This is a genomic window from Pseudomaricurvus sp., assembly GCF_965662505.1.
In the GTDB taxonomy this organism is placed as follows: Bacteria; Pseudomonadota; Gammaproteobacteria; order Pseudomonadales; family Cellvibrionaceae; genus Pseudomaricurvus.
Genome location: NZ_CBFIHX010000109.1, coordinates 1 through 11,816 on the forward strand (window position 1 = coordinate 1; position 11,816 = coordinate 11,816).

Sequence of the window (11,816 nt, forward strand, 5' to 3'; positions counted from 1 at the left end):
ATCCATTTGCCCATGTAAAACCGGTGAATACCGAACAGCCCCAGAAATGTCAGTAGAATCCAGCTGATGTTGTAGTCTTTTGCGCCTGAAAAGTATCGGATGTCGGCTTCGCGATCCATGCCGGGAACCAAAAACAGGTCGATGATCCAGCCAATAAAGAAAATACCCAGGGTGAAAAAGTACAGGGTGCCGGTTACGGGGCGGCCATAGTAAAAACGATGTGCTCCCATGAATCCAAAGATCCACAGGATGTAACCAATCAGCAGATTGTGGGTGTTGCCGCTATTGTTCATTGTGCCTCCAATGTGGGACTGGCTAAGTGATGCTTCTTTAATTAAGTGTCTAGATTACACGGATTTTAAGTTTTTTTCCCAAGGCTTAAATAAAGCTTGTGCGCTTGTTGCTTTGGCGCTATATAGCAAGCTCAAAACATTGATCACACCACCTAACCCGTTGGGGTGTCCAAACCGTCAGTCCACTGATGTGCCAAGCATCGTTCCAACACCTGTTTCTGGATGGACTTCTCATGAATAGAGATCAACCCTTATCGGTAACCAGTACCGTGTTGCCCGTATCGCTGACTAATCTACTGGCGCAGTACAATCGCAACCCTTCCGTGGTTGGTGCTGAGCACTCCTTTTTCCGTGTTTTACAGCGGGAGCTGGAGGAGCGAGGTGCAAAAATCACCTGGTACGAAGGCTTGTTGGTGGCGCAGGGCAGTCGACCCGACAGCCTGATGCTGTCAGCACATATTGATCGCCACGGGTTGATTTGTACCGGCCCGAACGAGTTTCAGTATGCGGCATTCGTGGCCGGTTCGCGCTCGGACTTGCTGGGTAATTCAGTGGGTGAACAGCTTATGCGCAAGGTGGTGACCCGTTTCCCTAACGAACGAGTCTACGCTTACGAACCCTGGTCCGGTGCCTACCGCGGCCAGGGGGCAATCAGCAACGCCTATGTCTGTCCCAATCGCAACAACCTGATTTTTGAGGTGGAAGGATTGGAACATTTGGTGGCGGGCACACCGGTTGCGTTTACCGATAATTTGAAAGTGACTGACGAAGCTCTGGTCGGTCAGTTGGACAATGTACTGTCGGCGGCCATTTTGGTGTATTTGTTTGAGTTGGGCTTTCAGGGCACCGCATTTTTTACCGCACAGGAAGAAGCGGGCAAAAGCTGGCGTTATTTGCTGGAATGGTTCCGTCGTTTTGGCGGCTCAACCAATCAGCTGGTGGTGGTGGATACCAGCCCCTTTCCGGATTTCACTGCGGCGCAGGAGCAGCACTTGGTGCTGCGCCATAAAGACGCAAACCATAAGTTTAATCTGGAGCTAACCGCCAAGTTGAAAGACGTCTGCGATCAGCTGAATTACAGCTATGTGTTTAAAGACGAATATGTCGAGACCATGAATCGCGAGAGACAAGCTCGTGGTGAAGAACCTGCTTCTTTAGGCTCTACCGAAATGGGCAGGATTATTGCGGCGTCGAAAGGCCTGGTCGATGGCACAACGCTACAGATTCCCAGTTCCAGTTATCACACTCTGTCGGAGTCGGCACCATTGGCGTCCGTACAGGCCTTTATCGAGGTGATATCACAGCTGACACAGCTGGATCGCTCCTGAATATTGTCCCCTCAGTGAAACACTGAGCGGCTTAGAGATTATGTCAATGCATAAAACGCTTATCGTTGTTGACGAAAGTGTGGTGAGTGATTTCTCTGAAGTGTCAGAGATTGCTCATTTGAATGTCATTACGTTTGATCAGTATCTGAAAGATTACCCCAAACTGAATGAACCGCGTACCCGCATCATCAATGTGTGCGATACGGTCAATTATCTGAGTAAGGGATACTATTGTTCTTTGTTGGCTGAGGCTCGCAATCACAAGGTTTTACCCAGTGTCAAAACCATCAATGAGTTACGCCTGGAGGGTCAGGAAGAGCAGACTCAGATGTTTTTCAGTCTTTCTCCTGAGACCCTGGGTGCCGGAGATGTACCGGACGAGATGTTTGTGTACTTTGGCGAAGTTGATGATGCGGCTTTTCAAAAGTTGGCTCGCAAACTCTACGAGCGCTTCCCTGCACCGATTTTGAAGGTGGAGTTTGAGCGCCAGGGCGAAGGTGTGAATGCTTATGTGCGCCGGAGTTCTTACAAACAGTTGACTGCAGAAGGTCAGTCGAGATTTTTACAAGGATTGTCGGGCTTTACCGATTCGGTATGGCGCAAGCCGGTGGAGCGCAAGGCCGCCCGCTGGGAAATGGCGATTCTGGTGAATCCGGAAGAGCCTCATCCGCCCAGTGATAAGGAGGCGATAGCCCGCTTTGTGAAAGCTGCGAAGAAGCTCAATATCTACGCTGAGCCGGTAACATCGCAACAGTTCTTGCTGCAATTCAACCAGTTTGATGCGCTGTTTATTCGCGAAACCACAGCCATTGATCATCCGACCTATCGGCTGGCTCGCAAAGCTGAAAAAGCGGGTCTGGTGGTAATGGACGATCCCGACTCTATTTTGCGTTGCTGTAACAAGGTGTTCCTGCACGATGCGTTCAGTTATCACGGTGTGCCCAGTTTGAAAACGCATGTTGTGATGAAGTGCGATGACGTGACTCTCGATGATATTGAACGTGAGTTTGATTATCCGCTGGTGTTAAAAATGCCTGAAGGCTCCTTTTCCAATGGTGTCTATAAAGCCGCAGATCGTGAGGCTCTGAAACAACGTTTGACCGAATTGTTTCAACAGAGTGCGCTGGTTTTGGTGCAGGAGTATCTGTACACAGATTTTGACTGGCGCATCGGTGTGCTTAACGGTCGAGCTATTTACGCTTGTCGTTATCACATGGCTCGCAACCACTGGCAAATTTATAACCACAGCTCCAAGCGTTTTAACTCCGGCGGTTTTGAAACCTTACCGACGTTTGAAGTGCCGAAAAATGTGCTGGATGCGGCCGTTAAATCTGCCAATGTGGTGGGTAGAGGCTTATACGGTGTGGATCTCAAACAGAAGGACAATCACGTGTATGTGATTGAAGTGAACGACAATCCCAGTATCGATCACAAGGTGGAAGACGCGTATTTGGGCAATGAATTGTACATGCAGGTGATGGCTGAATTTCAGCGCAGGTTGGAATTGCGTGGCCGCTAATCACACAACAGCTGTGGCGATTACTCAAAACCCATTTCGCCTTGCGGTGATGTCCGACCTGGAAGCATTGGATGCTTTGGAACAACAGAGCTTCGACAGTGACAGGCTCAGTCGCCGCAGTTTGCGGCACTGGATCAAAGCTCATCATGGCATTCTGCTTTTATCGGAGGATGATGGAGGGTTGCTAGGTTATGGATTGGTTTGGTTGCATAAAGGAACACGTCTGGCCCGCCTGTACTCTCTCGCCGTGGCGCAGCGCGCACGCGGCCAGGGCGTAGGCGCCGCGCTCTTGTCACAACTGGAAAAATTAACGGCCGCGAGAGGGCGTATTTTTATGCGTCTGGAAGTGGCCAAATCCAATGCGTCGGCCATCGGTCTCTATGAACGACAGGGCTATCGAGTTTTTGGAGAATACAGCGATTACTATGAAGATCACAGCGATGCCTTGCGTATGCAGAAACGCATTCGTGTGGCTCACGCCGAAGGCGGTGTGTCGGCAGACATTCAGTGTATTCCCTGGTATCAACAAACCACCGAGTTTACCTGTGGTCCGGCTTCTCTGATGATGGCAATGGCAAGTCAGATTGACTCGGGAGTGACGGATGACGCTATCGGCTTTGCCGCAACAGCCGCTGAAGTTCAGCCATCGCAAGAGTTGGAGTTGGACATCTGGCGCGAGGCAACCACGATATTCATGACTTCCGGACATGGGGGCTGCCATCCGTTGGGGTTGGCGCTGTCGGCACGCCGTAGAGGATTTGACGCGGAGGTGTACCTCAACACAGAAAGACCCCTGTTTATTGAAAGTGTTCGCAACGAAGATAAAAAGCAAGTGATTGCCTTAGTTCACCAGCAATTCCTGGATCGGGCAAAGCAACATGGTGTTAACGTGGTGTATGAAGACGTATCGCAGTCAGTGCTGTCAGACTGGTTGGCCGCTGGCTTCGCGGTGATGGTGTTAATCAGTACCTATCGACTGGATGGTAAGAAAGCACCTCACTGGGTCTGTCTGACTCATATTGATGAGCATTGTCTTTATGTTCACGATCCCGATCTCACTCAAGGTCAACAGCTACCTCTCGATTGCCAGCATCTCCCCATTGCGCGGGAGGATTTTGACAAGATGTCGGCGTTTGGCAGTGAGCGCCTTCGCACAGCGATTGCGATCCGGCGCTCTCCTGTTGACAAAGAATGTTAGTTTTTCAGCTGTTGTTAGATTCTCAGCTGACGTTAATGTTGCAGTAGGCGTTAGCGCTTACTAAAAGTGTCAATAAATTCGGCAAAACGTTCAGGTAATCCTGCGATAAAACCCTGGACGCTGTCGTCGTTGACGGTGCCATTCTCGTCAATTAAGTCCGGTGATTTAAACGTTATATAGACTTCGCCTGGTAAAATGTGGCTGCCGAGTATGGGCAGGATCTGACGCAAATGACTTTGTGCCAAGGCGGTGCCTGCAGCACCGGGTGATGTGCCGGCCATGGCGATGGGTTTGTTATTCCAGACATTGTCTTCCGGGGGTTTGGAGCCCCAGTCAATGGCATTTTTCAGGACTGCGGGTATAGAGCGATTGTATTCCGGGGTAACGATGCAGATTGCGTCGGCAGCTTGAATCTCCTTGACGAAACGTTTCACCGCGGCGGGACGATCTTCTTCGAGGTCAGCGTTGTAGAAGGGCATATCGTCCATTTGCACCCAGTTGAACTTGAGTGATTGCGGAGCCAGTTTTTCGATGGCTCGCGCGAGACGTTGATTTAATGATCCCTGTCGCGTGCTGCCAACCAGCATAGCTACATGATATTCAGACATTGATTACCTCCTAAATGACGTCTGTTGTTCAAAACGCGTTCAAAAAACCTGCTGAATCAATGGTTCAATAAGTCGTTTGATGAGTCTTTTAAGGGTAGCTGAAAAGCTGAATCCGTCAGCTCAGATGTCGAGAAAGTTGAAAAGTAGGGTGGCAGACTAAAACGGAGCCATAGAAGGCTCCGCTATTAAAGGGGTGAAAATGACGTCGCGCAAATGACATCGAGAAAACTACTAGCGGTAACCTCCTGCGACAACTACCTGCGAAAACTACCTGCGACAATCACCTATACAGTGCTAGTCCTGGTTGGCACTCAGTTCCCGCACCTGTATCGCATCCAGTCCGCTGCCGGATACGCCCAGTGCATCAGAGATCACCACAACCAGGTCTCCTTCATGGAAACCTTCTTCTTCCAACAGAGTGCTGAAAGCTTTATTGAGCGTTTTTTCCGGATCGTTACTGAATTGCAGTTTGTGTGCGTAGACACTGCGATTCAGGCCCAACTGTCGGCGTGTACGCCCGTCGTTGGTGAACGCGTGGATGCTGGGAATGATCGGATGACAGTTGGTCACATAATTGGCCATGCGTCCACGGCGGGTAATCACCACGATCGCTTTGGCAGGCAGAGATTCAGCCAGGTGCACAGCGCTGGCGGCGAGATTCTGCTTCGGATTGTCCGTCAGAAGATCCTCAGTAAAGCGCAGGCCGCGATGACGTTCAATACTGGTGGCAATCTTGGCCAGGTTTTCGACGCACTTGATGGGGTATTTGCCGACGGTGGTTTCACCGGACAGCATAATACAATCGGCTTCTTCGTAAACGGCATTAGCCACATCCGTCACTTCCGCACGGGTGGGCATGGGGTTTTCGATCATGGATTCCAACAGGTGGGTCGCCACAATCACCCGCTTGCCTTTTTGCGCGCACTTGCGAACGATACGACGCTGGATATTGGGTAGCTCCCAGAAATCCACTTCGCAGCCCAGATCACCACGAGCCACCATGATGCCATCGGCAATGTCGATGATGTTGTCAATATTGCGGACGCCTTCCTGATCTTCGATCTTGGCGATGACCTTAACCTTATCTTTTTTCTCGTCCATCAGTTCGTGCAGTTTGGCAATATCATCTGCTTCGCGAACAAAAGACAGGGCTATAAAATCAACATCCATCGACAGTCCGAACAGAATGTCAGAGCGATCTTTGTCGGTAATGGCGGGCAGGTTGACCCGGATACCGGGCAGATTAACGTGGCGTTTGCTTTTCAGAACACCGCCGTCGACCACCTTGCAGCGCATCATGCGCTGATCTTTCTCCAGGATTTCCAGGTTGATCAAACCGTTATCCACGGTTAACCGATCGCCGACCTGCATGTCAGTAATCAGGTTTTCGTAATTCACCATCAGTGAATTTTCTTCCACGTCCTCAGAGGAGCGGGCCACCACAGAAATAATATCGCCTTTTTTCAGGTTGAGGTTACTGTCGCGTTCACCGGTACGAATCTCGGGGCCCTGAGTGTCGAGCAGGATAGCAACCGGATATTTCAGCTTGGTATTCAGCGACTGGATGCGCTTGATCACTTCTGCGTGGGATTCATGGCTGCCATGAGACATGTTCAGACGCGCAACACTCATTCCGGCCTCTGCCAGCTTTTCCAGCATTTCATAGCTTTCCGTAGCCGGGCCAATGGTGCAGATGATCTTGGTTTTGCGCATGACTGCCTCTTGTGTCTCAAAAAATGAATAGTTCGGGGTCGTATTCTGCCATAGCCCGGCAGGCTTGGGCACACTCTACTGAGTCGACTGTTGAGAGGACGTTCGTTATTGGCCGGTGCACCGTCATAAAAAATTAATAATATATTGTGAACTGTATCGCATTTTGATCCGTATTATTCCGCTTTGGGCGTCTGGATCCTCTTTTTCCGGGGGGTGAGCCCTTTGCGTTTCAGTGGTCTTTTGGAGTGGTTATGGTCGGTTCTTATAACATGATGCTGGTTTTTGCATCTTACTGTGTGGCTGTCGTTGCATCGTTTTCAGCTATTTATTTTGGATCGCGGGTATTTGAGTTAGATGGGGGAGCCCGTAAGTTCTGGCTGGGAGCCGGGGCCGTATGTTTGGGGTCGGGCATTTGGTCTATGCATTTTGTCGGTATGAGCGCTTATCAGATGCCCATGGGAATGGAGATGAGCTTTAATGCGGCATATACCCTGGCGTCCTGGATTCCTGCGGTATTGGCATCGTGTCTGGCGCTGTATGTGATTACCCTGCCGGAAGTGTCCTATAAGAGCATTGCTGCCAGCTCTGTGATTATGGGCACCGGTATTTTTGCCATGCATTATGGTGGCATGGCGGCGATGCAAATGACGCCGGCGATTCAATATGATGTGGCTCTGGTGATTGTGTCCGGTGTGATTGCAGTCGCGGCATCTGGCGCGGCGCTGGTGATCTGCCGCAAGGTGCGTGATGTCCCAAGACAGTATGCTCTGGCTGTCAAAATTGGTGCCGCATTGGTGATGGGGATTGCCATTTGTGGGATGCATTACACTGGCATGGCCGCCGCCAGTTACCCCATGGGGGCTCAGGCGGCGGTGGAAAATTCCTTGCGCGGCGACTGGATGGGTTATCCGGCGGCGTTGGTCGCGGGTGTATTTCTGCTGATTGCCATCTACATCGCTTACAGTGATTTCCGTGAAATGGAGCGGATCAAAGCTGAAGTTGCGAAGAAGGAACAGGCTATTGCTTATGCCGCATTCTTTGATGCAGAGACTGGCCTGGGGAATCGCAGTTTGCTGGAGCGGCAAGTTTTGGACAAGTTGATGGTTGAGGGGCAGTCGGAAAAAGCACAGCCTTTCCGGCTGTACTACATCGAAATCAGTAATTATAAAGACCTTGTCAGTCAGCAGGGAGAAGCTGTTGCCAAAGTGTTTACTGAGCAATTTGTCTCGGCTCTGCAATCCCTCAAGGGCGTGGAAGAACTAACCCGTTACAGCGCCAACAGCTTTGTGGCGATTGTGCCCGTGGTTGAGGGGCATAAAGCTTCAGAATTTATCAAGCCGCTGATATCTGCCTTTAAACGCGGTTTGGTCGTCGACAAGCAAAGTGTGCCGTGCGACTGGGCGCTGGGTTGCAGTGAGTTCCCGAAATCAGGCAGCAACAGCCGCAATCTGATTCGTGCCGCTCAAAAAATCCAGCAGCGTTTTCCCTCGGTGACTGCCGCAGAGGTCGCTTAGTCCGCCTAGCCTAGGAGCAATCGGCCGTAGGGTCGATTGCCTTGATTTCAAATTGACCTGCTCTATTCCGACTTCTGAACCACGTCCTTGGTAAAGTCTGTTTCCCAAAACTTATAACCCTGTACGGTTGCCTGAGCCGCAGCACCAGCCAAATTGGTCTGGAAAACCTTCACACCTTTTGTGTCATAAGAGGTGTTGGCAGAAACCTGGTCGCCTTTGTCCTCGTATTTGGCGCTGGTTTCGGCGCGTGCGCCTGCATCTACACCTTCCTCTTTAAACCTCTTTAAAGACTCGTCTGTCATGTAGGCGTAAACAAAAGCGACCTTCTTGAATCCGATCCCAACGCCTGCCCCGACACTGGCAAAGCGGTAGTAGGATTTTTGTGGTTTCTCGTTTAGGACACAGATGCCGCCGCCACTGGCAACAGCAAACAAGTAACTGTCACTGCCAGTACAGACTAAATAAGCTTTGCTCTGATTGATGGCCGTTTGTGCGCTGGGATGAGCTTCCAGAACTTTTCCCATTGCTGCGCTGGTCTCTTCACTGGCGTGCATTTTTTTTGTGTCGGGGGTATCACCCGTTGCGCAGCCGAAAAGTAAACTGGTTGTGAGTATGGGGAGAAGTAATTTGATCGTTGATTTCATGGAGCTATCCTTATTGTTAAATGTAAAAAAAGGATAGTTCAGAAATGGCCGATTTGCCGGACAAGCCCGAAGGCCTGTCCGGTAGTATTTCTATACTGGCATGGATCAGGGGGTGAACGGAAACAACAACGGAGTAACCAGCAGGGTGGTAAGGTAGGTCAAGAATAACAGCGGCAACCCGGTTTTCACAAAATCGATAAATTTATAACGTCCAGGTTCTACCACCAGGGATACCACCGGTGTTGCCACGGGCGTAGAGAATGCCGAAGAGGCTGCAATCACTACCGCAATGGCAAAGGGGTAGGGCGAAAGCCCCATTGAGGTGGCCGCGTAGATGGCGATGGGGGAGACCAGTACAGCCGCTGCGGTATTGGACAGCACCAGCCCAATACTGGCGGTCAGGAAAAATACCAGAGACATGAGCATGTAGGGACTGGAGTCACCGGATGCACTCATCAAGGCGTTCGATATTAGCTCAATCCCGCCGGTTTTTTGCAGCGCGGCTGCCAGCGGTAGCATTCCGGCAATTAGAACGAGACTGCTCCAGTGGATGGATCGGTAGGCATCTTCCATGGTCAGGCAGCGGGTGAATACCGCCGCCAATGCGGCCATGGCCACTGCAATGATAAGGGGGACAACATTAAAAAGTGTGAGCAGCACCATTGCCGCCAAAATGACCAGTGAGATCTTCATCTGTTTGTAAGATGGCACAACATCATGGTGTTCTTGAGGAAATTCGGTGACGACAAAGTCATGATTTTTCTGTGTCAGCTGCTGAATCTTGCTCCAGGCGCCCACGACGAAAAGGCTGTCCGAGGGTTTCAGTGGAGTATCACTGTACTCTTTCAGCGGTTTAAAGTTGCGACGCACGCCAAGCACATGGACGTTATAGTTGGAGCGGAAACCGATTTCACGCAGTGATTTGCCCACCAATTGTGATTCCGGGTGAATCAGCACAGCGGCGCCGCTGATGTCCCACAGCCAGCGTTGACGATTGCTGTTGTCTGGCGGCAACACGGTCAGAGGTTGTTCTTCGGTGAGTTGAGCGATGTCATCGTCCTTGCCCAATACCAGCAGGATAGTCCCGGACTGTATTTCAACCGTAGGGGCGGGGGAGACAATATGTGATTTTCCTCTCAGCGTCCGTTGCAGTACCCCAATGATACGGATGTGATACTGGGTTTCGAGTTGTGTGTCCGCAATGGACTGGCCAATAAATCGGGATCCCTTTTCTACCCGCAATTTACAGTAGGTACTGTCAGGGTTGTGCTCGTGCCATAGTGTCTCAATCGAACGAAGCTTGTGTCGCTCGTCCGCAGTTTCCGTTTGTTTGCCCAGTAAATGCCGTCCGATAAAGACGATATAAGTAATGGCAACGGCCAGAACGGCTAGCCCCACCAGAGAGAAACTGAAAAAGCCAAACCCGTCAAATCCAGCATCCTGAAGCTGTCCGTGCACGACAATGTTGGGCGTGGTGGCAATCAGGGTTAGCATGCCGGAGATCAGGGAGGCGTAGGAGAGAGGAATCAACATGCGCGAGGCATTGAGTTGGGTGGCGGCTGTGATTCGGAGAACGACCGGAATAAAGAGAGCGACAACCACCGTTGAGCTCATGACTGAACCGAGCAGAGCGGCGCTGCCCATGATCAGTACCAAGAGCCGCATCTCACTCTGCTGACCGTGTTTGAGCACCCAGTCACCCACGATCCGGGCAACACCGGTTCGTGACAGCATCTCTCCAATAACCAGCAAGCCGGCGACCATAGCCACCACCTGACTGCCGAAACCGGCAAGCGCTTCGTCAATGGTGAGAATGCCACTGAGCATCAGAGTCAGAACCACCAACAGCGACACGATATCGAACCGCACACGGTTGCTGGCCATCAGGGCGCCGGCAATCGCAATCAGTGCAAAAACAAAAAGGGTATCGTGGTTCATGGTTCGTGTGTCCTATGGGGTAGTGCAACACTGGCCTAACGGGAGCTTAGTTCATATCTGGCCGGAGCAATAATTCTCAGCGGCAGGCAGAGGGACTTAGACCAGAAGGATCAATAATCGGAGTGGCTTAGCAATAGCGTTAAGGCGTCTATCAGTTTGTAGTACCGCAGAAATAATTCAGAGGAGCGGGAGCGTAAACCCGGCCCGGCTCCCACTTTTCGGCGCGCATAATAACATTTACGGCCGTTCAGTGGCGAGTTCTGCCATTGCAGGTAGACTTATCAGAGCCTAAGAACTTGATGAATCAGGCAGTCATTCAATCTTGCAGCGGATATATTCCGCTAGATCAACATCGACGGGGTAATTATGTGTGATGAACTAACGATTCAGGACAGCGATGAATACCTTCAGTCTCGAACCATTAACCGGCGAACCTTTGGCAAGACCGGTCTGGGATTGGCGATGGCGGCCATGCTGCCGGGAGTCGCGCAAGCTCAGGATGTGGTGGATGGAGCTGTGACAGTAACAACACCTGATGGCGAGGCGGATTGTTATTTCGTCCACCCCAAAGAGAAGCGCCATGCTGGCGTGATTCTGTGGCCGGATATCTTTGGTATCCGGGAATCCTACCGACAGATGGGCAAGCGCCTGGCGGCGTCCGGTTATGCGGTGTTGGTGGTGAATCCTTATTACCGGACACTGAAAGAACAGATAGTGCCGGAAGACGTGATGGTGGTTGATCCAGAGCTGCGTAGCAAACTGTTCCCGGAAGCCAGAAAGCAGGCCGGTACGTTATCTCCGGAGACTTGTGTTACTGATGGCCGGGCGTTTGTGAAGTTTCTGGATGCCCAACCTTCGGTCGATACCTCCCGAAAACTGGGGGTTATGGGATACTGCATGACAGGCTCTTACACCTTCAGGCTGGCTGCGGACATGCCTGATCGTATCGGTGCCGGGGCGTCTTTCCATGGCGGCGGCTTGGTCACAGAGGAAGCTTCCAGCCCGCATCTATTGATTCCGAAGCTCAACGCCGGTTTCCTGGTGGCGATTGCCGAAAATGA

General features: G+C 51.3%; 10 protein-coding genes. 5 read left to right on the forward strand and 5 right to left on the reverse strand.

Going from position 1 to position 11,816, the window contains the following annotated elements; all coding sequences use genetic code 11:
• Positions 1–293, reverse strand: a 293-nt coding sequence (locus ACTG33_RS13490) for a TM2 domain-containing protein (protein ID WP_439135748.1), incomplete at its 3' end; no start/stop codon positions are given.
• Positions 294–526: 233 nt separating this feature from the next.
• Between ACTG33_RS13490 and ACTG33_RS13495 the strand changes: the two genes are divergently transcribed.
• From ACTG33_RS13495 to ACTG33_RS13505, 3 genes are read left to right on the forward strand one after another with little or no spacing between them, the layout of a single operon-like run.
• A complete protein-coding gene (locus ACTG33_RS13495; RefSeq protein WP_439135749.1) occupies positions 527–1,621 on the forward strand; it encodes a peptidase M42 in 1,095 nt (364 codons plus the stop codon).
• Positions 1,622–1,667: 46 nt separating this feature from the next.
• Complete coding sequence (locus ACTG33_RS13500) at positions 1,668–3,140, forward strand: RimK family protein (protein ID WP_439135750.1); 1,473 nt, start codon at positions 1,668–1,670, stop codon at positions 3,138–3,140.
• Entirely contained in the window at positions 3,130–4,338 is a 1,209-nt protein-coding gene (locus ACTG33_RS13505) for a peptidase C39 family protein (protein WP_439135751.1), read from the forward strand. The genes ACTG33_RS13500 and ACTG33_RS13505 overlap by 11 nt, the downstream gene beginning before the upstream one ends.
• 50 nt (positions 4,339–4,388) lie before the next feature.
• Here the strand turns inward: ACTG33_RS13505 and ACTG33_RS13510 are convergent, their stop codons facing one another.
• Both ACTG33_RS13510 and pyk read right to left on the reverse strand, forming a co-directional pair.
• Entirely contained in the window at positions 4,389–4,946 is a 558-nt protein-coding gene (locus ACTG33_RS13510; protein ID WP_439135752.1) for an NADPH-dependent FMN reductase, read from the reverse strand.
• A 294-nt stretch (positions 4,947–5,240) separates the two neighbouring features.
• On the reverse strand, positions 5,241–6,659 hold the full coding sequence (gene pyk, locus ACTG33_RS13515) for a pyruvate kinase (protein WP_439135753.1): 1,419 nt from the start codon (positions 6,657–6,659) through the stop codon (positions 5,241–5,243).
• A 251-nt stretch (positions 6,660–6,910) separates the two neighbouring features.
• Between pyk and ACTG33_RS13520 the strand changes: the two genes are divergently transcribed.
• Positions 6,911–8,173, forward strand: a complete 1,263-nt coding sequence (locus ACTG33_RS13520) for a bifunctional diguanylate cyclase/phosphodiesterase (protein ID WP_439135754.1) — start codon at positions 6,911–6,913, stop codon at positions 8,171–8,173.
• 62 nt (positions 8,174–8,235) lie between these two features.
• Here the strand turns inward: ACTG33_RS13520 and ACTG33_RS13525 are convergent, their stop codons facing one another.
• Positions 8,236–8,817 carry a hypothetical protein gene (locus tag ACTG33_RS13525; protein WP_439135755.1) on the reverse strand — a complete coding sequence of 194 codons (582 nt, stop codon included), beginning with the start codon at positions 8,815–8,817 and terminating at the stop codon, positions 8,236–8,238.
• A 105-nt stretch (positions 8,818–8,922) separates the two neighbouring features.
• Positions 8,923–10,755, reverse strand: coding sequence for an SLC13 family permease (locus ACTG33_RS13530; protein ID WP_439135756.1), 1,833 nt, complete (start codon positions 10,753–10,755; stop codon positions 8,923–8,925).
• 366 nt (positions 10,756–11,121) lie between these two features.
• Between ACTG33_RS13530 and ACTG33_RS13535 the strand changes: the two genes are divergently transcribed.
• A partial coding sequence (locus ACTG33_RS13535) for a dienelactone hydrolase family protein (RefSeq protein WP_439135757.1) occupies positions 11,122–11,816 on the forward strand: 695 nt, incomplete at its 3' end.